This window comes from Bifidobacterium bifidum ATCC 29521 = JCM 1255 = DSM 20456 (assembly GCF_001025135.1).
Classification (GTDB): Bacteria; Actinomycetota; Actinomycetes; order Actinomycetales; family Bifidobacteriaceae; genus Bifidobacterium; species Bifidobacterium bifidum.
The window spans coordinates 593496-614353 of sequence record NZ_AP012323.1; the positions used below are offsets into that span (position 1 = coordinate 593496).

The following is a 20858-nucleotide window of genomic DNA, read 5'->3' on the forward strand; positions in this document are numbered from 1 at the left end:
CTTCCCTACCCGGCACGATAATTGGGGGTGTGCGCCACGCCTCAGTTTGCCAGGTAGTTGGCGATCGCGCCGGCGGCGGCGTAGCCTTTGCGGTACATGAGCTCCAGTCCCTCGAAGGACTTGCTCAGCGTCGAAAGCCCGCACAGGTCATCGGGCGCGAGGATGAGCACGCGGCCGTCGCGCTCGTACTCCTTGGCCAAGGCAACCTCGTCGTTGTAGGTGGCGTATCGGTTCAGCAGTCGCTCAGCGGCGGCCGGATAGGAATGCCGGAGGATTCGCGCCGGCGCGATGTCGCGCTTCTGCTCGCGCAGCACGTCCTTCGGCCTTGTCAGCACCAGCACGATGCGGTCATATCCGTCGTCAATGGCCTTCTGCACGGGGACCGGATCGACGATGCCACCGTCGAAATACGGGACGCCGTCGATCACATACGGCTCGCAGGCCACGGGCACGGCCGACGAAGCCTTCATGATGTTGAAATCATCGTAATGCACGTCGGACTTGTCGAAATACTTCGCGGAACCGTCCAACGCATTGCACGCGATCACCGTGAACCCGGTGGGGTTCGCCGCGAACGCCTCATAATCCACCGGATATTCGCCGTCGTGATTGCTCAGCGTGCCGTATACGTAATCCAGATTCGCGAAATTGTGGTGCTTGACATAGCTGTCGAAGCTGGCGTATTCCTTGCGGAAGGCGTATTCGGTGTAGAACTTGTGGTTGCGGCCGTGCTGGCCGGCGAGGAACGACACCATGTTGGCGCTGCCTGCGGAGACGCCATAGCAGTGGTCGAACGTGATGCCTTCCTCCTGGCAGCGGTCCATCACGCCGGCTCCGAATATCGCGCGGAAGCCTCCGCCGACATCGATCAGCGCCGTCCTGTACGAGGGTTTCGATTGTGCGGATACATCACTGCGCTGTGTGTCGGTGCGTTGCGATTCGACCGTCTCGGCTGCACCCGCGTCCCGTGCGCCCGTATCCGCGTGGGCCGTGGCCTTGTGACCGTTGTCCGTCGCCTTCACCGTCATCGTCGTCCCCTTTCGTAGTGTCGTCCAAGTGTACGCCCGTTATGCGGACAATCACGGTGTCTGCCAGGGGCGCCCGATCTAGCTGTGCAGCAGTTCTCGTGACAGCGCGGCGATGCGTTCGCCGCTATCGGAATTCGCGATCTCGACGCCGCCGTCCATCTCCTCGGGAGCAAGCTTCCCCAACGATTCCAGAACCATGCCCAGATGCCGGACCGTTCCGCGATTGCCGTCGATAATCGCGGTCGTCGACGGCAGCAGCTCACGGAAGTAGTCGCGGTAGAACACGAAATGCGTGCAGCCGAGCACCACCGAGTCGATGGACGGAAGGTCATAGCCGTCAAAATACCGGTGCAGGGTGCGCATCACCAGGTCATGGTCGCAAAGCCTTCCGCTTTCGACGATTTCCACCAGATCGGGGCATGGCTGGGGCGAAATCATGTTGTTCGCCTTGAAACGGTCCATCAGTGCGGCGAACTTGTGCTCGCGCAGCGTCAGCGGCGTGGCCGCGACGATGACGTGCTGCGGCATGTGTCGTGCAGGTGCGGGCCCGTCTCCCGCGGCGGTGTCGCCCCGATCGCAGGCGACCTTCAGCGCAGGCTCCATGCCGATGATCGGAATGTCGTAATGGTCGCGCAACGCGTTCACCGCCGCGGATGTGGCGGTGTTGCAGGCGATGACCACCGCCTTGACCCCCTGACTCATGAACCTCTCCATGATGTCGAAGCTCAGCCGACGCACCTCCTGCGGGGTCTTCGTGCCGTATGGCGCGTTCGCGGAATCCCCGAAATACAGGACCCGCTCGTGAGGCATGTCCTGCACGATCTGTCGCACCACCGAAATACCGCCCAAGCCGGAATCGAATACGCCGATCGGTGCCGTCGAAGTCATGTCCCATCGCCTTTCCAACGTCTAGCGGCCAAGCCTTCCTGCCGGGAGGCCGTGTCATCGAACGCCCCCATACTATCGCACACTGTTATCCGGCGCATGCGTTGCGGCCGCAGCGCACGATGTCGTCGCACGGCCGCAAGCGCAGCAGTCGTGCAGCCATGCATCGGCTGTGCAGCCATGCATCGGACGGCCAGCCCATTCGCGGGCTGGGAGTACTCTGGCAGTCATGAGTATCCCGAAAAGCGTCACCAAGGCGCATGCGACCGGCAATGATTTCATCGCGTATCTGGATTCCGACGGCCGTTTCGAGCCGACCGCCGATGAGGTGCGGCAATTGTGCGACAGGCATTTCGGCATCGGCGCCGACGGCCTGCTCAGGCTCACGAAACCGCGGTACGTCGCCGATCTGAGCGAGGCGCAGGTCGCGGCGTGCGATGACGGAGACGCCGAGTGGTTCATGGACTATCGCAACGCCGACGGATCGCTCGCAGAGATGTGCGGCAACGGCACGAGGGCGATCACGCTGTTCGCCCAGCGGTGCGGCGTGGCGTCGACGCAGGTGAGGGAGCCGTTCCGCCTGGGAACTCGCGCCGGCGTCAAGACGCTGCGCCCGCTCGGCGACGTGGCGCCATACGGCAGGGATGTGTTCCGCGTGGACATGGGCTCATGGCGGCGCGGCGACCTTGACGCCTTCACGGTGACCATTCCCGGCACGCCGGGAGCCGCCCGCGGCACGTTCGTGGACATGGGCAATCCGCATGTGGTCTGCGTGATCGAAGACGCGATGTCCACGCTGCCAAGGGTCGAGGATCTGGATCTTGTGACCAAGCCGGAGGTCTCACCGGTGCTGGAATCCGACCAGAACGCGGAGTTCGTGCGCGTCGACGAGATCGACGCTGCCGCAGGGACGGGAGAGGCGACCATGCGCGTCAATGAGCGCGGTTGCGGCGAGACGCTGTCCTGCGGCACCGGTCTGTGCGCCACCGCGATCACGCTGCGCGCCAAAACCGGCGTAGATCACTGGGACATCACCGTGCGGGGAGGCACGGTGCGGGTGGACGTCACCGATGAGACCGTCGCGCTCACCGGTTCGGCCACTCTGGTCGCGGACGTGACGTTGATCTGATCGATCGAGGCTCTCAAAACTCGAAGATACAAAAAAGGAACCGCCATTTTCCAACAATGGCGGTTCCCTATCTTCGAGTTTTGAGAGCCTCGTTTTCGTATCAGGCGAAAATCGCCGGCCCATCCACGACGATAATCAGCACGATCAGCGCAATGATCCAGACCACGTCCACCATCAGATCGAAATTCAGCCGGTAGTACTTGCGCAGGCCGTTGGATTTCGCCGGCATCCGCTGCACGCTCACCGTAGCGTGCGACAGCGCCATGAACTGGATCGTCGTGGCGAACATCAGGCCCAGGCACCACGGGCACAGGGCGCGGATCACGAACATCGATTGGATGAACAGCCAGTAGGCGTACGCCAAGGCCGCGAGCCCGCCCAGCCATGTGCAAAGCGCGAACCAGCGCGGCACGACGACCTTGGACAGGCCTATCACCGCAATCGTGACGAACACGGATTCGGCGGCGATGCCGAAGAAGGCGTTCGGGAAGCTCAATCCGGCGAATTTGATGAACTCCGCCTGCCATGATTCCGCCACGGTCGAGCAGGAGACCACGGCATTCACGTCGCAGCCGAGCTTGACGCCGGGATTGCGAGCGAGCTGCAGCGTCTCCGCCGACAGCATGAGGGAGACGAACAATGCCGCCGCGGAGGCGGCCAACATGACCAGATACGTCCAGACCGCGCCATGACGCCAGCCGGTGAGCCCGGCGTCGACGCTGATGTCAGCCTGTTTGACTGCATCGCTGTTGTGAGTCATACATCATCCTTACGTTCGAGGAGACCGTGATGAGGGTGGCTGACAACGCGGCGATATCACGGTGGTTCTTGATTTTTCGCGGGGTTATGACGCGCCTTGTGCAATAACCGACAGCACACAGCTTACGATGGATACATGACTCGTTTAGCACTTGCCGCCGCGCCGCCGAAGTCGGGCTGGGACATCCACTGCCATACGGTGTATTCGGACGGGACGCAGACCCCGGCGTCCCTGGTCGAACTGAGCCGCCATATCGGCCTGCACGGGGCCTCGATCAGCGACCATGACACGACCAGCGGATGGGCGGATGCCGAGGCCGCGGCGCGCGAGGAGGGCATGCGCCTGCTGCGCGGCACGGAGATCACGGCGTGCGATGGGCCGGTGTCGGTGCACATGCTCGCGTATCAGTACAATCCCAACGACCGTCATACGTCGGACCTGTTCGCGCGCACACGTCAGGCGAGGCTGAAGCGAACCAAGGCCATGGTGGCGCGACTGGGCGAGGATTATCCGATCAGCTGGCAGTCCGTGCTGGAGCAGGTGCACGAGGGGGAGCGGACCACGATCGGACGTCCGCACATCGCCGATGCGCTGGTCGCCGCGGGCGTGTACCGCACGCGGTCCGAGGCGTTCGCCGACGCGGTGAGCGCCACATCGAAGTATTACATCCCCACGCCCTCCCCGACCACGCACGAGGTGCTCGCCGCCGTGGCCGCAGCCGGCGGCGTGGTGATCATCGCGCATCCGGGCGCGGTGAATCGCAACGTGACACTGCTGTCCGACAGCCAGATCGAGACGCTGATCGAAGAGGGGCTTGACGGGCTGGAGGTATGGCATCGGGACAATCCGCCGCAGCAGCGGGAACGGCTGTATGCCATCGCGCAGGCGCATCAGCTGCTGGTCACCGGCGGATCGGACTGGCATGGCGCCGGCAAGCCGAACCATCTGGGCGAGAACCTGACTGATGACGAGACCGTGGCCGAGATCGTGCGGCGAGGGGCGATTTCGCTGGTCTGACACCGACCATCGACCCCGGCTGTAGAGAAAACACAAAACCGGGAGCGGCCGCAGGGCGTTCAAACCCTCCGGTCGCTCCCGGTCGTCACTGTATATCCGGCCGACTCCCGCCTACGCACAAAGGCGGGAGAGGGGAGCCATCTGAGCCCGGCGTTCGGTCAGAGCGCCCCGAAGCCCACGGCGTGCTTGGTCTCGGAGCCGATGAGCGCGTATCCGAGCGCGTTCGCCGGCACGATGATGCGACGGCCCTTGTCGTCCGTCAGCTTGATCGGGGTTCCGGCCGACAGCGCCGATTCGATGGCCTCGGTGACGCTGGCCGCGTCCTCCTCGGTGCTGAAGGTGACGGGTCGCGCCACATTGGCGATGCCCAATTCGATGTCCATGTTTGCTCCTCTCGGGATGATGCGCTGTTGAAGGCGCTGGGTGGATGATGTGTCCGACGCCCGTTTGCGCCACGGGCTTTCAGTCGCATGCACGCGTGCCGATGAAAGCCATTGTGCATTGCTCCCATCGACGTGCGTGACGGTTTTCGCTGTAGGCTACTTGCCTTGCGATGACTGCAGCTCGGACTGGGCGTCGCGCATGGCGCGTTCCTCACGTTCGAGCAGCGGGATGACGATGGTCGGGGTGTCGCGCGCCGCCGACGCGCCGTCCTGTCGGTCCGGCGTTGCTTGGGACGGGGCGTCTTCGATATGGGCGGCCGGCGTCGCGTTCGGCGTGCGGTCGTCTGTATCGTCCGTGGCGCCTGTTGCGTCTGCATCGCCCGTGTCGTCGCTGTCCCCGCGGCTCAGCGTCATCGTTTCCGATGTCGTGCCCGCCGTTGCCGTGACATGTTCCGTCTCAGCGCTGTACCGAATTCCCATGGTCTGCGGATCGAACTCCCCGGCCGCCTTGATGTCCGCGGAACCGGTGCGGTCGGTCTCGTCGGTGTTGTCGTTCGGGTCGGCGATGTCGTCGGGCACACGCGCTCCGGCCTGTGTCGCGGCCGCGGCCTTGCGCCGGTCGGCGTCATTGAGCAGCGTGCCGACGGTGATGGTCGATGGCGGCTTGGACGACTGGGCACCCGACGTCGTCGCGGGCGCGGTCTTACGCGTGAATGCGCCGAGCTGGTGGGCCAGCCGCTCCACCTGCGCCTTGAACTGGATGATTTTCTGACTATCGGCCCGGTTCAACGCATCGATGAACTCGCCGACCTGCTCCATTTGCAGCCACAGGTTCGCGCGCAGCATGATCAGATCGTCCAGACGAGAACCCATCATGCGGCCATACGCCGCAAGCACCGCATTGCGGTGATCTTCGTCAAGCTTGCCGAAAATCCACGCGAGATCGCGTGCCGGATCGTTGACCTGCATGTTCTGCCAGTTCGTCACCGCGGTGATGGTCGCGCCGGAAAACAGCACGTCGCCATCCGAGAACCCGCCATGCACCGGGCAGGTGACGAACGACCACAGGCCCTCCGTCTCGATGATCCGGCCCCAGCTCGACGTGATTTCCGGCGGCACATGGCCCGCCTGCCGCAGCCGCTTGATCCAGGCGGTCAGCTGGGCGCGAATCTGCCCGGTGGAGAATACCGGATACGATTCGGCCTGCAGGAAATTCGGCCGCAGCCGGTGAATGGCGCCGATGGCCGTGCCCATCGCCGCGCAATCATCCAAAGTAAGCAGATCGAGGGGTCTTGCGACGCCATCGTTGTGCGCCGCCACCATCACGGTCGCGCCGCCGGTGAGCGTGCTTTTCTCCTTGCCGTCAACGAATGCAAGCACCGTATCCAGGGCGAATCCGAGACCGCCCGGATCCTTGGCGCGCTCCAGCGTCCTGGCGGCCTGCACGCGCCCGGTCAGGCGCTTACGGCCGTCTTCGGTGTCGCATGCGTATATGTCATACATCCTGCCTGCGGCATCCTGCAGCACGGCCTGATCGATGCCCGCGGCGTCGTCGGTGTCGTTGGCCCGTTCGCTGTCTCGCACGCCGGCCATGACGATGCTGGGCATCGCCGCCGAGGCGAGTGCCGCCAACATAAGCTTGCTTCGTTGAGTCACACTCCCACACTAATACAATGTCGCGCCTCGCGGGAGGCAATTGGCCGTATGACTCGCGGAAAAACACGGTTTGCCCACTATGCTGGCAGCGCATCGGCCGGGCATGCGCCACAATGGAGGATATGAGTGCATCGAGCGAGACGATTCTTGAGGGGCTGGACGATGCGCAGATGTCGGCCGTTACCGCGTTGGACGGCCCGGTGCGCATCATCGCGGGGGCCGGAGCGGGCAAGACCCGCACGGTGACCCGTCGCATCGCCTATGCGTGCGCGCGGGGGGATTGGAATGCCCGCAAGGTGCTCGCCGTGACGTTCTCGGTGAAGGCGGCCGCGGAGATGCGCGCGCGGCTGCAGACGCTGGGGGTCGGCGACGACGTGACCGCTGCGACGTTCCATTCTGCGGCATTGCAGCAGCTGAGGCGTGTGTGGGACGACATCTTCGAGACGCCGCTGCCGCACGTGACCTCCGACCAGCGCGAGAACGTGGAGAGGGCGATCAGACGGGTCACCAATGCCGCGGACATCGATGCGCAGCAGGTGCGTGACGTCAGGGCGGAGATCAACTGGACGAAGGTGTCGCTGGTGGCGCCCGACGACTATCCGCGCGTGTGCTCGGCGACGCACCGTCAGCCGCCGGCGGAGCTCGATCCACAGCGTTTCGCCGACGTCATCACGGCGTACGAGGGGGAGAAGACGGTCCGCGGACAGATCGATTTCGATGACATTCTGCTGCTCGTGTGCCATGTCATGGATGATTACGAAGAGTTGGCCGCCTCGATCCGCTCGTCGATTGGCTGGCTGACGGTCGACGAGTATCAGGACGTGTCGCCGTTGCAGCATCGGCTGATGACGCTGTGGCTCGGAAACAACCGCAACGTGTGCGTGGTCGGCGATCCGGCGCAGACGATCTACTCGTTCGCCGGGGCGAGCAGCTATGACCTGCTGCATTTCGCGGACGAGTTCCGCCCGCTGACCGCCGACGTCACTCTGAACACGGATTACCGCTCGACGCCGCAGGTGGTGCGGTATGCGAACCGGGTGCTGGCCGCCGCGCCAGAACGGGAACAGTATCTGGTGCTGCGTTCGGCGCGTTCGGGCGGGCCACGCGTGGGCCACACATGCTATGACACCGATGAGGAGGAGGCGCGGGGCATCGCCGCGCGGATAGCGCGTCTGGTCGCCGGCGGTGTGGATCCCGGCGATTGCGCGGTGCTGACGCGCATCAACGCGCAGCAGCCCGCGATCTGCGCCGCGCTTCGGGCCGAGGGATTGCGATACCGGGTGAGGCGTGACTCCGGATGGCAGAACTCGGCGCTCGCGGATGATGCGCAGAGCCGTCTGGCCCTGCTGGAGGCCAAGGGATTGAGTGCTGCAGCCTCATCGGTGACCGTTTCGACGATTCACGCGTCCAAGGGTCTGGAGTTCCCGTACGTGTTCATCGTCGGTTGCTCGGAGGGGCTGATTCCCTACGGCGCATCGATTGCGGGCGAGGCTTTGGAGGAGGAGCGGAGGCTGCTGTATGTCGGCGTCACCCGCGCCGAGGACGGATTGCACATGTCGTACGCGCGGGCCAAGGACGAGGGCTCCCGTCCCAATCGCCTCCCCAGCCGCTTCCTCAGCTGACCCAAGGCACATGTCGCGTGCCCCCGCTGGCGGGGGCACGCGACATGTGTGGTGACGTTACTTGGCGGAATCGTTTTCGTCGTTTTCGCCGCCGTCCTCGCCGAGCAGTTTGCTCAGTTCGGCGTCCCAGTCGATGGCGCCGCCATCGTTCTGCGCCTCGGCTCCGTTCGCGGCGTCCTTTGTGCCGTCCTTCGCGTCACCTGCGACGGAAGCTCCGTCATCCGTTCCGGCCCTCGTAACGCCTGAGGCCGTGTCCCCCGCGGCTCCGGCGTCAACGGTCTTGGCCTCCTCGGGCAGTGCGGGCAGCAGATCGGGGTGGGACCAGGCGCCGTCGCGCCCTTCGACACCACGCTCCGCGGTGATCTGCTCCCAGAGGGCCGCCGCCTCGCGCATGCGCTTGGGGCGCAGCTGCATGCCCAGCAGCGACTCGAAGGTGCGTTCCGCCGGGCCGCCCACCGCGCGCTTGCGCCTCATCATCTCACGAAGCTGCTCGATATGCGGAATGTGCGCCATGCCGGCGCGCCACGTCACGCAATCCACCCAGCCCTCGACAAGCGCCATCAGCGTCTCCAGCGAGACCAGCGCCTCACGCTGCTCGGGCGTATCGGGGATGCCCACCTTGGTCAGGTTCACCGCGCCGGAGATCGACTCCGGATCCATCGCGCCCGCATCGCGAAGCTGCTCCTCCATCGCGTCGAGATCGATGGTGATGCCACGCGCGTATTTGCCGATCAACGCCTCGAACCGCGGCATCAGCCACGGCACTCCTGCGAACAGACGGGCGTGCGCGACTTCGCGCAGCGCCAGGAACGCCGTCACCTCCGCGACGGGGATGTCGAGCGACGTCGCGTATTCCTCGATGTTCTGCATGATCAGTCCGCCCGCGGGGTTCTTGAGCAGCGCGATGCCCTGGTCGAAGCTGCCGTTGACCTCGTGCGACAGGTCTCCCGCGGCGTGCCCCAGCTGCATGGCGAATGACGTGTTGCCCAGCAGCTTGATGAGCTGCCCGGGATCCTTCATGCCATCGGGGACGGGAATCGGCACCGGTCCGGCAAACATGCCCGCGATCTCGCCGTTGAACGAGTTGCCGAGACGCTCGGAGATCACCGAGGCGAGCGCGTCGTTCATCGACTGCGCGACCGGCCCGGCGAATTTCGCCCACGATTCCAGCGTGTCCTCGACCCAGCCGGCCCGTGTGAGCATCTGCGTCTCTCCTGAGGTCGGGTCGAATGTGCAGGCCGTGTCCAGCCACAGGTTGGCCTCGCTGAGCGCCCGCCGCGCGATGTCGGCCGACTGCGCGCTCACCGTTCCCTGCGAGCCGTCGGCGTTCGCCTTCTGCAATGCGATGGACTTGGCGAGTTTCACGTTGATCGGCCCGGATTCCACGGTCTGCTTCATATCTCCGAACGTGTTCAGTCCGCCGGCGGTGAACGCCTGCATGAGCGATTGCACTTCCTCGGGCTTGGGGAGCTTGCCGATATCCTGGCTCATCAGCTGCTCGCGGATCTCGTCGGGCAGCTGCGAAAGCTGGTTCCATGCCATTTCGCCCTGCACCGGTCCGAAGCAATCGATGAACCATTGCCGCATCGCGTTCTCATCCATGGTGTTTCCCGCCTTATGTGTTAACGTCAGTTGATTCCATATTATGGGAGGTATGGCGAATATGCATGAAAACAACCAACTTCACGCGCACAGCGCACTTTCGCGCATCCGCAACTACCTCGGCTCGCACTCGCTCAGGTATTTCGCCGGCGCCATCGCCGTGATACTGGCAGTGGTGACGATGATGCTGCCGTCCGCGTATACGGTAGAGGGCCCGGGGCCGACGCAGGATGTGCTCGGCTCGTCGTCAGGCTCCGATGTGATCAGCATCTCCGGCGCTGAAACCCACAAGGATTCCGGCAAGCTGCTGCTCGTCACCGTCAACGCCGCCGGCGTGCCCGGGTATCCCGTCACCAACGCTCAGGCGTTGGTCGCATGGCTTGATCCGAAGCAGACCGTGATGCCGCAGGAGGTCGTGTTCCCGGTCGGGCAGACCAGCGAGGAGTACGCCGAGGAATCCTCCCATGAGATGGACTCATCCCAGTCGTCGGCGACCAATGCCGCGCTCTCGTATCTTAAGGGCAAGGGCATGGACGTCTCCGGCGTGAAGGTGTCGATGCATGTCGACGACATCGGCGGCCCGTCCGCAGGCATGATGTATGCGCTGGGCATCATCGACAAGCTCACCGAAGCCGATGAGACCGGCGGCAAGACCATCGCTGGCACCGGCACGATCGACGCGAAGGGCAAGATCGGGGCCATCGGCGGCATTCGGCTCAAGATGCTGGGCGCCCTGCGTGACGGCGCGACATGGTTCCTCGCTCCCGAGTCGAACTGCAATGAGGTGGTAGGGCACGTGCCGCAGGGCCTGCATGTCGTCAAGGTGTCAACGCTCGATGAGGCGTATCAGGCTCTGGTGGCGATCGGGCAGGGGCACACCGACGGATTGGCCGGTTGCACCGCATCGTGAGTCGCCCATCCCGGCCCGCCGGAACACGTCCGGACGAAGCATGGAACCGGCCTGTCCGCGTGGCAGCGGGACGGCCGGGAATCGGCCATGAGACGGACGCGTCCATCGGCATGTCCCGTATCAATTGCGAGAAAAACCCAAAAAACATCCGGTTTTTCGGAGTGTTAACGTCGCTGTTCCCAGCGTTTTGGTAATGTGTTCACCGTGAATGAAACGGCATCACAGAACGGTGAAGAATTTGGTTTCCAGTCCGGCGACATCGTGCAGGAATGGTTGTGGGATGACGACGTCGATGACTCGGTGCGCGCCAAGATTGAGGATCTGACCGGCGAGGATCTGGTCGACGAGGACTATGATTCCGCAGTCGACGGAGCCATTGTCTGGTGGCGGGACGGTGATGACGAGGACGAGCTGTCCGACACCATCGTGGACGCCTATTCGGTCGTCGGCGATGATGGCCCTTTCTGGGTGCTGACCCCCAAGCCCGGCAGGACCGGCGCGGCGAGTTCCAGCACGGTCCAGTCCGCCGCCAAGACCGCCGGCATGAACGCGGCCACACCGCTCACCGTAAGCCCCGACTGGAACGGCATCCGGCTTCGGGCGTTCGGCAAGGGACGCTGATCCGGCCTGTCCGCCGGCACGATACCAGCGGACGATATCGACGGCGGCATCATGCATGCCGCCGCATCTGACGTACGGCATCAGAGGCATCATGCATGCCGCCGCCGTCACAGCCAACATGCCCGGGGCGCGAACCGCCGCACATGGAATGAGCCGTGCACGCCGTGAAGCGGGCCCCGCGAATCAGCGCTGCGCCACGGATTGCTTGTCAATCAGCGTGCAATGAATCTTCGCCGGTATTGAGGCGTCCAACGGCGGCAGGGGAGCGGTCGTCTCCGGTTCGTCATCGTCCGGCTCCCGACCCTCGATCAGCGATACCAATTTGCGCGTCGCCCAATACCCCATCTCATAATGCGGCAGCTCCACGGTCGTCAGCTGCGGCTCCAGCGTCTCGGCGAACACCCGGTGGTTGTCCACACCGACCACGGACACGTCCCGGCCGACGACCAGGCCACGTCTCGCCGCGTTCTCGTACACGTACCATGCGCGGGCGTCATTGAAGCAGAAGTACCCGTCGGGCCGCCTCCGCTCGAACAGGTCGGTCACGGTCTGCAACGCAGGCCCGTTGTTCGGCACGGCGACCACCAGCGACTCGTCGAACGGCATGCCCGCCTCCAACAGTGCACGGCGATACCCCTCCAGCCGTCCCTGCTGCGCGAGCATCGGCTCCGAGCAGCCGATATAGGCGATGCTCGCGCAGCAGGCGTCGATCAGCCGCTTGGTCGCGTCGTAGCCGATGAGCGTTTCATCCGGTTCGATGCTGGCATACCGGCCGGTGCGATCCGTGGCGTCGACGAGCACCAGCGGATAATCGTGCAACGGTTTCGGCACGTCGGTGAAACGGTTCGACATCTTCGCGTAAAGGAACCCGTCCACCCCATAGCGTTTCAGCGTGGCGATCTCCCTCGCCTCGTCGCTGTTGCCGTCGGTGTTCACGGTCAGCAGCATATACCCCAACTTGCTGGCCGCGTCCTGCGCGCCGAGGATGATTCCGCCCGCATAGGGCGTGGCGGCGATCCCCTCGCTGATGAAACCCAGGATGCGCGTCTTGCTGGTGCGCAGCGAGCGTGCAAGCGGATTAGGCCGGTAGCCGAGCCGCTTGGCGGTGGCGCGCACCTGTTCGGCGATGGCGGGTTTGACCCGGCCCTCGTCGCGATCGTTCAATACCAAGGAAACGGTAGAGACCGACACCCCCGTTCTCTCGGCGACCTCCTTCATCGTCGTCATAGGAAGAACGGTACACGCAATCTGCGGGTTTCGCAGGATTGTTCACGCTATTGACATCCGCCTGCCGGTGCCATGCAATCGCTCGGTGGCGGTCATCTGGTGGCGGTCGCGGGCACAGGCAGGGCGGCGGTTATTCGTCGCCGGTCACTCGCTTTTGCCGGAGAGGATGGCGTCGACGATCTTCGGCTTCTCGGTGAGCTGACCGGTGAATCCAGGGCGGATGTCCATGTGTAGCACGAGGCTCGTGCGGTAGCCCTGCTCGGCGAGCTTCTTGGCGGCCTCGCCGGCCACTTTGAGCACCTCGTCCAGGTCGCCTTCCACGTTGGTGAACAGCGCATTGGTCTCCTGCGGCAGGCCGGATTCGCGAATCACCTCGACGGCCTGCGCCACATATGGCGACACCTCGGAGCCGACGCCGTTCGCGGAGACCTGTATAGCCGCCACGGTGTTGAGATACGGCTTGCCGGTTTCCGGGTCGATCGGCACTTCCTGCGTGACGGCGTTGCGGTCGATGGTCATATGAATGCCCCCTGATTGGTTGGTTGTTGCTGTGTTGGATGGTCTGTATATACGGTATGTTCCGGCCGGCGTCGCCATAAGGGATCCGCCTGCCGCGTGCAGGTCAGCGCCAGTGCCATGCGTGGTCCATCGGCCTGGAACCGTGGCCGAGGTTCAGCTGCGCGCCGAGCGCTCCGGTCAGATAGTCCTTGGCATGGCGGATCGCGTCGGGCAGTGCCTCGCCTTTGGCCAGATTCGAGGCGATCGCCGACGACAGCGTGCATCCTGTGCCATGCGTGTTCGGATTGTCCACGCGCACGCCGTGAATCCATGTCGCGACGCCATCGGCATACAGCAGGTCGCTCGCGTCGGCCACGCCATGCCCGCCCTTGACGAGCACCGCGCAGCCGTAATGCTCCGACACGGTGCGGCCGGCGTCCTCCATCGCCGTATCGCTCACGGTACGCGTGCTCTCACGGTCGGTGTCCTCAGCCCATTTCGCAGGGTCCAGCGAGGCTCCCCGGTGGGCGATCAGGTCAAGCAGCACCTCGGTTTCGGGGATGTTCGGCGTGATCACCTCGGCCAGGGGGAACAGGCGCTCGGTGAGTGCAGTGATGGCGTCGTCATCAATGAGCTTGGCGCCGGACGTGGCGACCATCACCGGATCGAGCACGATATGACGTGCGTGATGGGCCTCCAGCCGGTCCGCTATCGTGCAGATGAGTTCCGCCGACGATACCATGCCGATCTTGACCGCGGCCGGTGGAATGTCCGTGTACACCGCGTCGATCTGTGCGGCGACCATGTCCGGTGTGATATTCTGCACACCCGTCACGCCCATCGTGTTCTGTGCGGTGATCGCGGTAATCGCGCTCATGCCGAACACCCCGTTGGCGAGCATGGTCTTCAGATCGGCCTGAATGCCTGCGCCGCCGGACGAATCACTGCCGGCGATGGTCAGCACCGGAGGCAGCGTGGATTGCGCCGCCGTTGTGTCAAGTTGCTCTGTCATGCCGTTCATTGTAGCCGGATGGTCTTGAAATTGCGCTGTTTCTATGGTGAGATGGAGTCGTTTTGCAATCGCCGACCATGGATCGGCGACCACGGATAAAGGAGAGCTGCGGCGAGATGGCGAATGACGATATCCTTCGGCGTGATGGTGTTCTGGCGCGTATCACCGGCTTCGATGAAGGACGCACCGCATATTATGCGGTGATGCCGAACGGCCACAGCACGCAGCTGACGTTCCCCAGCCAGGAGATCTTCGACATCGGCGACGTGCTGCTGGTCGGCAAGGACTTCTATACGAAGGTGCCGCCCTCGGTGTGGCCGGTCAAGCCGCGTGTCGGCGTAATCCGCCGTGCGCTGGAGGACTGCGTGGTCATCGAGACCTCGGATGGTCTGGAATTGCTGGAAGGTGAATATCCGGTCGACATCGCGCCCGGAAACACGGTGGAGTTCACCGATCTGTTCGGCATCGAACGGGTGCTGTGGCCGACCGCGATCCGGCCGGGGGAGTCCGACCATGATGACGACATCAAGCAGTACCGCCTCACGCCGAGTGCCGATCCGTCGCTCACGTTCGCGGCGTTCGGTGGGTATGAGCGGGTGATCGCCCGCGCGAAGGAGCTGATCGAGACGCAGCTGGGCAACAGCGCCCAGATGCGGGCGATCGGCGCGAAGCCCATCAAGGGCGTGATCTTCACCGGCGCGCCGGGTACCGGCAAGACGCACCTGGCCCGCATCATCGCGAACGTGGCTGACGCCCAGTTCTACCTTGTCTCCGGTCCGACGATCGTCAGCAAGTACGTCGGCGACAGTGAGGAGACGCTGCGCATGATCTTCGCCGCGGCGCAGTCCGACAAGCGCGCGATCATCTTCTTCGACGAGATCGATTCGATCGCCTCCTCGCGCGAGACCGACACGAACGGCGTCGGCAAGCGCCTGGTGGCGCAGCTGCTCACGTTGATGGACGGTTTCGAGTCCAAGGGCAATGTGGTGGTGGTCGCCGCGACGAACCGCATAGAGGACGTGGATCCGGCCCTGCTGCGCCCGGGGCGTTTCGATTGGCAGATTCCGTTCCCGATGCCGAGCGAGCATGACCGTCTGCGTATCCTGCAGGTGCAGGCCGCATCGCTGTCATGCGAGGGCGAGCTGCCGTTGACCGACGTCGCCGAGCGCACCGAGGGCTGGAGCGGCGCCGAAGTGTGCGCCATCTGGACCGAGGCCGCACTGGTGGCCGCCAAGGACAAGCGTGCCGCGATCCGCGCCGGTGACCTCATGACCGCATTCGAGCGCGTCGAGCATCGGCCCGAGTTCCGCGCACGCCGGCACTAGGTGCGAGCTCGATTCTCGGCTCCTGCTTGCGGTAAGGGTTGGTTCTTGCCCTCGCTGGCGGCCGCAGGCCGTCCTTGATTGCAGGGCCCGGAGGGCTCCCGCGTAGCGGGCGATGGTGTGGTCTTGTGTTTCGTCGGTTTTGCATCCGTTCTGCCGTTTGTCCACCCTCCGGTGCTGCGTGCCACCTCCCGCCAGCGGGAGGGGATGGGTCTTGTCTGCTGGTCTGATTGGGATGTGGAGTCTTTTGTTCCAAAGTGTGAGACAAGTCGAGGATTTTGTGCCACACCACGTCGAAAACGCCGGTTTTGCGCGTGGTGTGGCACAGGACCTTGCTGCGGAATCGGTTTTAACCGGTTACATGCGCTGCCGTGGTACAAGAGGAATATCGGCAATCCTTGAAAAATGGCCGATTCCGCTGTCCGGTGCGAATCCTCCCGTATCGGGCGTGTACCACACCACGGTCAAAAACGTGTTTTTCGTCCTGGTGTGGCAGCGACTTCGCCGTCATGGCTGCACCCGCACAGCCTCATCCGCACAGCCGCACCCGCATAACCGTCACCGACCGGCGGGAGAGCGACGACCTGATGCGCTACCGATGCGCCCGCAGGAAGTGCTTGATGAGTCGCACCAAGGCGAATCCCACGAATGAGAATACGGTGAATACCAGCATGAAGTATCCGATTTGCTCCATGCAGCCCCATGAAAGCTGCCATCCGCCAATCGAGGTGCAGACGTCGGCCTTCGCGCAAGGACCGCCTTCGAACCCGTGGATCAGAGCGAACAGCAGCGGGAGTGAGACCGCTACGCATCCGAGAGGGAATTTCCAAGTGCTTTTCCTGAAGCAGGCAGCCGCGATATTGATGATAAGCAATACTGGAGGAACAAGGAAGTTGATCATCAGTGCAGCGGCCATGAAGCCCTCATAATCGGGCTGAACTATACAGGCCAGAAGCAGGCCGTAAAGGACGGCTACGATCAGCATGCAGGCGAATCGTCCGGGATTGCCGCGTATCCACGAACCGGATTTCGACAGTATGGAAAGGCTGTTGTTCGTCGTACTCATGGAATCCCTTTCTCGACATTGAGCAACGTATATCCATGATACGGGATGGCGCCCGTCAGAGGAAGAGCCGCAAATACGAATGCCCCCCGCTAGCGGGGGGCATTACCGATGAAGGCTGGAGCTTACTCGCTGGCCTTGGAGTAGAGCTTGCCGCCCTGGGCGCGGTACTTTTCACCCATGGCGTCCATACCGGCAAGGATCTCCTCGGGGCTTAGGACGTTGGCGGACACGACGGTGTCGTCGGTGACCGGGTTCGCCGGGGTCTCGACGCCCTCCGGGATCTTGCCGGTGACGGCGTCCGCGACAATCTGCTGCTGGGCGGCCTCGCCGCCGAACGCCTTGCGGATGTTCTGCGAGATGGCCATCGAGCAGAACTTCGGGCCGCACATCGAGCAGAAGTGCGCCATCTTGGCCGGCTCGGCGGGCAGCGTGTCGTCGTGGAAGGCGATGGCGGTATCCGGATCGTAGCTCAGGTTGAACTGGTCGAGCCAGCGGAACTCGAAGCGGGCCTTCGAGATCGCGTTGTCGCGGTCCATTGCGTGCGGGTGGTGCTTGGCGATGTCGGCGGCGTGGCAGGCGATCTTGTAGGCGATCACGCCCTGCTTGACGTCATCCTTGTTCGGCAGGCCCAGGTGCTCCTTGGGCGTCACGTAGCACAGCATGGCGGTGCCGTAACGGCCGATTTCGGTGGCACCGATGGCGGAGGTGATGTGGTCGTAGCCCGGCGCGGTGTCGGTCGTCAGCGGTCCCAGCGTGTAGAACGGGGCGCCGTGGCACACGGCCTTCTCCAGCTCGATGTTCATGCGCACCGTGTCGAAGGGCACGTGGCCCGGTCCCTCGATCATGACCTGCACGTCCTTGGCCCACGCGCGCTCGGTGAGCTCGCCCAGGGTCATCAGCTCGCTCAGCTGGGCCGCGTCGTTCGCGTCGGCCAGCGAGCCGGGGCGCAGACCATCGCCGAGCGAGAACGCCACGTCGTACTTGGCGAAGATGTCGCACAGTTCGTCGAAGTGCGTGTACAGGAAGCTCTCCTGATGGTGACGTAGGCACCAGTCGGCCATGATGGAACCACCACGGGAGACGATGCCGGTGACGCGGTTGGCGGTCAGCGGCACGTAGCGCAGCAGCACGCCGGCGTGGATGGTCATGTAGTCCACGCCCTGCTCGCACTGCTCGATCACGGTGTCGCGGAACAGCTCCCAAGACAGCTTGGAAGCGTCATCCTCGACCTTTTCGAGCGCCTGGTACATCGGCACGGTGCCGATCGGCACGGGGGAGTTGCGCAGGATCCACTCGCGGGTGGTGTGGATGTCGTTGCCGGTCGACAGATCCATCACGGTGTCGGCGCCCCACTTGGTGGCCCAGGTGAGCTTCTCCACTTCTTCATCGATGGAGGAGGTGACGGCCGAATTGCCCATGTTGGCGTTGAGCTTGGTGAGGAAGGCGGATCCGATGATCATCGGCTCGGCTTCGGGGTGGTTGATGTTGCAGGGCATCACGGCGCGGCCGGCGGCCAGCTCGGAGCGCACGAGCTCCACGTCGCAGTTCTCGCGGGTGGCGACGTACTGCATCTCCGGGGTGATGATGCCGTGACGGGCGTACCACATCTGGGTCACCGGGTGGTCCTTGGCGCGCATCGGCTGGTGCGTGCGTCCACGCCATTCCTTGGTGGCGCGGCCGCGCTTGATGGCGCGCTTGCCGTCGTCCTGCAGGTTGCGGCGGCGGCCCTCGTAGTCCTCGATGTCGCCGCGGTCGCGGATCCAGTCGAGGCGCAGGGGCTTCAGGCCCTCCTTCGGGTCGCACTTGGGGCCTTCGGTGTTGTAGTCGTGGAACGGGGCGTTCGGGCCCACTCCGGGGGTGTCGGAGAGCTTGATCTCGGTGTAGGGTACCTCAAGGTCGTAGGAGCCGTACTCGTAGGAGAACGGCACAGACTTGGTCTTGCGGATGTGCGCCTTGTCGCGCTGCTTGGACCCACGGGCGGCGATGTCGACGCGCTGCTGCTTGGCGAGCTTCTGCGCGTCCTTGGCGTCCTTGGCGTTGGTGAACTTCTTTTCGGTGGCCTCGGCTCCGGCGGCGGCGCTGCCTTCCTGCGCGGCCTGCGTGTCGGTGGCGGGGGTGTGGGTCACGATGCGCGGGGCGTATCCGTGGCGCTCGTCTGCGCGCACGGCCTTCCAGCCGGAGACCATCTCGCGGGTGGCGGCCTCGGGGTCTTCGGCGCCCGCGATGGCGGAGACCGCGAACCAGCCGGCGGCCTTCGTGCCGGCCAGCATGGCCATGTCAGCCGCGGTCACGCCGCCACCGACGACGACCGGGAACTCGCTGGCGGAGCAGATCGTGTTGATCTGCGCGGCATCCAGGGTCTTGCCGGAGCCGTCGTTGCCGCCCACCGAGGCTTCCGGCTTGGTGGAGGAGACGTGCAGAGGTCCGGCGCCGATGTAGTCGATGCAGCCGTCGGGCAGCTCATTGATGAGTCGGACCAGGGACTCGGTCTCAGCCGACAGTCCCACGATCGCTTCGTCGCCCAGCAGGGCGCGGGCCTCGCGCGGCTCCATATCGCTCTGGCCGATGTGCACGCCGTCGACCTTGATGCCCTTGCGGCGGGCCTGCCACACCACGTCGGCGCGGTCGTCGATCACGAAGGCCACGGAGTCGGACTTCTCGTTGTCCTCGATGATCTGCGCGATGTCGCGGGCCATCTCGGTCAGCTCAGAGGCGTCGGCGCCCTTGGCTCGCAATTGAATGAAGGTGGCGCCGCCATGCAAGGCCTGATCGATCACCTCGGTCAGCGGCCGGTCCTTGCAGTCCTGGGGGCCGACCACGAAGTACGCGCTCAGGTCGAACGAATCGCGCATGGACGCGAATGGGTATTCATTGCTCATCTGTTGTTCCTTTAATTGTGTTATTGGAAGAATATGATGCCTATTGGAAGAATATGATGCCGGCGCCACTCATCGGGAGCACCGGGAGGGGCGGCTATCGCATGTCGATCGCGCGGTCTGCCACCTCCTCGGCGGTAACGTTCCACAGCGCGTCCAGCAGCGCCACCTGGAACGAACCGGGGCCGTTGCTTCGTTTCTCGGCTATCTCGCCGGCCGTGTTGTACAGCGATGTGGCGGCGATCGCGGCGATCAGCGGCTGCGCGACGGCGAGATACACGGCGGTGACGCCGCCGAGCGAGCATCCGGCGCCGGTGATTTTCGTCATCATGGCGCTGCCACCCGCCAGCCGGTACACGTGTTCGCCGTCGGTCACCATGTCCGTCGCACCGGAGACGGCCACCGCCGCCGTGCCGTTGGCGCCGTGCCTCGCCATGAACCATGCGAGCCGCTGCGCCGGTGCGATGGCGGATTCCACGTCGTCGACGGATTCCACGCCGGCGGGCTTGGATGCGGTAGCGGTCGCGGATTCCTCGTTCAGCCCCCACATGGCGTCGAGCGCGATGATCTCCGAGGCGTTGCCTCGGATCACGGTCGGCGGATAGCGCTTGAATGACTGCAATATGGCGGTTCTGGTCTCTCCAATGCCGGCGGCGACGGGGTCGAGCACCCAGGGATGGCCGGTGTTGTGGAACGCCCTCGCCACTTGCGGCAGCGCGTCCTTGTAGAACGGCAGCAGGGTGCCGACGTTGATGTAGTCGGCGCCGCTGATCGTGGCGGTGTCGATGATGTCGTCCGGCAGGAAGCTCATGGCCGCCGCGCCTCCGGCGGCGAGCTGCGCGTTGGCGACAAGGTTGATGGTGACGAAATTGGTGAAGGACTGCGCCAGCGGCGTAGTCTCGCGTACCGTGCGCACCGCGTCCGCTATCTGCTCGCGCAGTGATGGCTGTGTTTGCGGCGATATCCGCGTGTTCGGCGATTCCTCGCTCATAATCATTGCTCCCTACGATGATCTTGACCAACAGGTTCAAAGGGTCAGGCGTGTGGCCTTTCTCAACTCGCGTACTGCTGCGGGTTCCCCTGCATTGTGCCCTTCAACGCTATGGCCCAATATGGACATTGTGTCTTGCGTTTCTTGAAGGTACGTGGTAATGGCGCCGTTTCGTTGCCGGCATGCGTTGCGTTGCGATTTTTCCGGCCCTGTATGGGGGGGCACAAGATTGGCGATGGCGACACGCCGTTTT

Annotated in this window: 18 protein-coding genes; 6 read left to right on the forward strand and 12 right to left on the reverse strand. The window is 64.2% G+C overall.

The window, feature by feature from the left end; all coding sequences use genetic code 11:
• Nucleotides 1-41: 41 nt before the first annotated feature.
• Together BBBF_RS02315 and murI are read right to left on the reverse strand one after the other, a co-directional pair.
• Nucleotides 42-1028 (reverse strand): patatin-like phospholipase family protein, encoded by a 987-nt coding sequence (locus BBBF_RS02315; RefSeq protein ID WP_021648421.1) that lies wholly within the window; start codon nucleotides 1026-1028, stop codon nucleotides 42-44.
• A gap of 78 nt (nucleotides 1029-1106) precedes the next feature.
• The gene (gene murI / locus BBBF_RS02320; RefSeq protein WP_003812126.1) at nucleotides 1107-1916 is read right to left on the reverse strand and encodes a glutamate racemase; all 810 of its coding nucleotides are present in this window, start codon (nucleotides 1914-1916) and stop codon (nucleotides 1107-1109) included.
• Nucleotides 1917-2142: 226 nt separating this feature from the next.
• Between murI and dapF the strand changes: the two genes are divergently transcribed.
• Entirely contained in the window at nucleotides 2143-3042 is a 900-nt protein-coding gene (gene dapF / locus BBBF_RS02325; protein WP_021648422.1) for a diaminopimelate epimerase, read from the forward strand.
• A gap of 100 nt (nucleotides 3043-3142) precedes the next feature.
• Here the strand turns inward: dapF and BBBF_RS02330 are convergent, their stop codons facing one another.
• On the reverse strand, nucleotides 3143-3802 hold the full coding sequence (locus BBBF_RS02330) for a vitamin K epoxide reductase family protein (protein ID WP_003821413.1): 660 nt from the start codon (nucleotides 3800-3802) through the stop codon (nucleotides 3143-3145).
• 135 nt (nucleotides 3803-3937) lie between these two features.
• Here BBBF_RS02330 and BBBF_RS02335 point away from each other — a divergent pair, with 135 nt between their 5' ends.
• The gene (locus BBBF_RS02335; RefSeq protein ID WP_003821411.1) at nucleotides 3938-4819 is read left to right on the forward strand and encodes a PHP domain-containing protein; all 882 of its coding nucleotides are present in this window, start codon (nucleotides 3938-3940) and stop codon (nucleotides 4817-4819) included.
• Between the two features lie 158 nt (nucleotides 4820-4977).
• On the opposite strand, the gene BBBF_RS02340 is transcribed toward BBBF_RS02335, so the two are convergent.
• The gene (locus BBBF_RS02340) at nucleotides 4978-5202 is read right to left on the reverse strand and encodes a DUF3107 domain-containing protein (protein ID WP_003821409.1); all 225 of its coding nucleotides are present in this window, start codon (nucleotides 5200-5202) and stop codon (nucleotides 4978-4980) included.
• 156 nt (nucleotides 5203-5358) lie between these two features.
• Nucleotides 5359-6837, reverse strand: coding sequence for a phosphotransferase (locus tag BBBF_RS02345; RefSeq protein WP_021648423.1), 1479 nt, complete (start codon nucleotides 6835-6837; stop codon nucleotides 5359-5361).
• Nucleotides 6838-6980: 143 nt separating this feature from the next.
• Here BBBF_RS02345 and BBBF_RS02350 point away from each other — a divergent pair, with 143 nt between their 5' ends.
• The gene (locus tag BBBF_RS02350) at nucleotides 6981-8480 is read left to right on the forward strand and encodes an ATP-dependent helicase (protein WP_080665115.1); all 1500 of its coding nucleotides are present in this window, start codon (nucleotides 6981-6983) and stop codon (nucleotides 8478-8480) included.
• A gap of 57 nt (nucleotides 8481-8537) precedes the next feature.
• On the opposite strand, the gene BBBF_RS02355 is transcribed toward BBBF_RS02350, so the two are convergent.
• Nucleotides 8538-10082 (reverse strand): zinc-dependent metalloprotease, encoded by a 1545-nt coding sequence (locus tag BBBF_RS02355; RefSeq protein ID WP_021648426.1) that lies wholly within the window; start codon nucleotides 10080-10082, stop codon nucleotides 8538-8540.
• Nucleotides 10083-10143: 61 nt separating this feature from the next.
• Between BBBF_RS02355 and BBBF_RS02360 the strand changes: the two genes are divergently transcribed.
• Both BBBF_RS02360 and BBBF_RS02365 read left to right on the forward strand, forming a co-directional pair.
• Nucleotides 10144-10992 (forward strand): YlbL family protein, encoded by an 849-nt coding sequence (locus BBBF_RS02360; protein ID WP_080665116.1) that lies wholly within the window; start codon nucleotides 10144-10146, stop codon nucleotides 10990-10992.
• Between the two features lie 204 nt (nucleotides 10993-11196).
• Nucleotides 11197-11613, forward strand: a complete 417-nt coding sequence (locus BBBF_RS02365) for a DUF3052 domain-containing protein (RefSeq protein WP_003812151.1) — start codon at nucleotides 11197-11199, stop codon at nucleotides 11611-11613.
• A gap of 183 nt (nucleotides 11614-11796) precedes the next feature.
• Here BBBF_RS02365 and BBBF_RS02370 read toward each other — a convergent pair whose 3' ends face one another.
• The 3 genes from BBBF_RS02370 to thiD all read right to left on the reverse strand — a co-directional run bounded on the left by BBBF_RS02370 (nucleotide 11797) and on the right by thiD (nucleotide 14359).
• Complete coding sequence (locus BBBF_RS02370; protein ID WP_021648428.1) at nucleotides 11797-12840, reverse strand: LacI family DNA-binding transcriptional regulator; 1044 nt, start codon at nucleotides 12838-12840, stop codon at nucleotides 11797-11799.
• Between the two features lie 144 nt (nucleotides 12841-12984).
• Complete coding sequence (locus BBBF_RS02375) at nucleotides 12985-13359, reverse strand: thiamine-binding protein (RefSeq protein ID WP_003812153.1); 375 nt, start codon at nucleotides 13357-13359, stop codon at nucleotides 12985-12987.
• 103 nt (nucleotides 13360-13462) lie between these two features.
• Entirely contained in the window at nucleotides 13463-14359 is an 897-nt protein-coding gene (thiD, locus tag BBBF_RS02380) for a bifunctional hydroxymethylpyrimidine kinase/phosphomethylpyrimidine kinase (protein WP_021648430.1), read from the reverse strand.
• Between the two features lie 107 nt (nucleotides 14360-14466).
• Between thiD and BBBF_RS02385 the strand changes: the two genes are divergently transcribed.
• Nucleotides 14467-15675: an ATP-binding protein gene (locus BBBF_RS02385; protein ID WP_003817324.1), complete on the forward strand. Its 1209-nt coding sequence runs from the start codon at nucleotides 14467-14469 to the stop codon at nucleotides 15673-15675.
• A 589-nt stretch (nucleotides 15676-16264) separates the two neighbouring features.
• On the opposite strand, the gene BBBF_RS02390 is transcribed toward BBBF_RS02385, so the two are convergent.
• The 3 genes from BBBF_RS02390 to thiM all read right to left on the reverse strand — a co-directional run bounded on the left by BBBF_RS02390 (nucleotide 16265) and on the right by thiM (nucleotide 20611).
• Complete coding sequence (locus tag BBBF_RS02390; RefSeq protein ID WP_003812159.1) at nucleotides 16265-16738, reverse strand: hypothetical protein; 474 nt, start codon at nucleotides 16736-16738, stop codon at nucleotides 16265-16267.
• A gap of 122 nt (nucleotides 16739-16860) precedes the next feature.
• Nucleotides 16861-19617, reverse strand: a complete 2757-nt coding sequence (thiC, locus tag BBBF_RS02395) for a phosphomethylpyrimidine synthase ThiC (protein ID WP_003812161.1) — start codon at nucleotides 19615-19617, stop codon at nucleotides 16861-16863.
• 94 nt (nucleotides 19618-19711) lie between these two features.
• The gene (gene thiM, locus BBBF_RS02400) at nucleotides 19712-20611 is read right to left on the reverse strand and encodes a hydroxyethylthiazole kinase (protein WP_021648432.1); all 900 of its coding nucleotides are present in this window, start codon (nucleotides 20609-20611) and stop codon (nucleotides 19712-19714) included.
• Nucleotides 20612-20858: the final 247 nt, after the last annotated feature.

Bases quoted from the DNA above. Each gene is read 5' to 3' on its own strand.
- BBBF_RS02315 (WP_021648421.1), bottom strand. From the start codon at position 1,028: ATGACGGTGAAGGCGACGGACAACGGTCACAAGGCCACGGCCCACGCG.
- murI (WP_003812126.1), bottom strand. From the start codon at position 1,916: ATGACTTCGACGGCACCGATCGGCGTATTCGATTCCGGCTTGGGCGGT.
- dapF (WP_021648422.1), top strand. From the start codon at position 2,143: ATGAGTATCCCGAAAAGCGTCACCAAGGCGCATGCGACCGGCAATGAT.
- BBBF_RS02330 (WP_003821413.1), bottom strand. From the start codon at position 3,802: ATGACTCACAACAGCGATGCAGTCAAACAGGCTGACATCAGCGTCGAC.
- BBBF_RS02335 (WP_003821411.1), top strand. From the start codon at position 3,938: ATGACTCGTTTAGCACTTGCCGCCGCGCCGCCGAAGTCGGGCTGGGAC.
- BBBF_RS02340 (WP_003821409.1), bottom strand. From the start codon at position 5,202: ATGGACATCGAATTGGGCATCGCCAATGTGGCGCGACCCGTCACCTTC.
- BBBF_RS02345 (WP_021648423.1), bottom strand. From the start codon at position 6,837: ATGTTGGCGGCACTCGCCTCGGCGGCGATGCCCAGCATCGTCATGGCC.
- BBBF_RS02350 (WP_080665115.1), top strand. From the start codon at position 6,981: ATGAGTGCATCGAGCGAGACGATTCTTGAGGGGCTGGACGATGCGCAG.
- BBBF_RS02355 (WP_021648426.1), bottom strand. From the start codon at position 10,082: ATGGATGAGAACGCGATGCGGCAATGGTTCATCGATTGCTTCGGACCG.
- BBBF_RS02360 (WP_080665116.1), top strand. From the start codon at position 10,144: ATGCATGAAAACAACCAACTTCACGCGCACAGCGCACTTTCGCGCATC.
- BBBF_RS02370 (WP_021648428.1), bottom strand. From the start codon at position 12,840: ATGACGACGATGAAGGAGGTCGCCGAGAGAACGGGGGTGTCGGTCTCT.
- BBBF_RS02375 (WP_003812153.1), bottom strand. From the start codon at position 13,359: ATGACCATCGACCGCAACGCCGTCACGCAGGAAGTGCCGATCGACCCG.
- thiD (WP_021648430.1), bottom strand. From the start codon at position 14,359: ATGAACGGCATGACAGAGCAACTTGACACAACGGCGGCGCAATCCACG.
- BBBF_RS02385 (WP_003817324.1), top strand. From the start codon at position 14,467: ATGGCGAATGACGATATCCTTCGGCGTGATGGTGTTCTGGCGCGTATC.
- BBBF_RS02390 (WP_003812159.1), bottom strand. From the start codon at position 16,738: ATGAGTACGACGAACAACAGCCTTTCCATACTGTCGAAATCCGGTTCG.
- thiC (WP_003812161.1), bottom strand. From the start codon at position 19,617: ATGAGCAATGAATACCCATTCGCGTCCATGCGCGATTCGTTCGACCTG.
- thiM (WP_021648432.1), bottom strand. From the start codon at position 20,611: ATGATTATGAGCGAGGAATCGCCGAACACGCGGATATCGCCGCAAACA.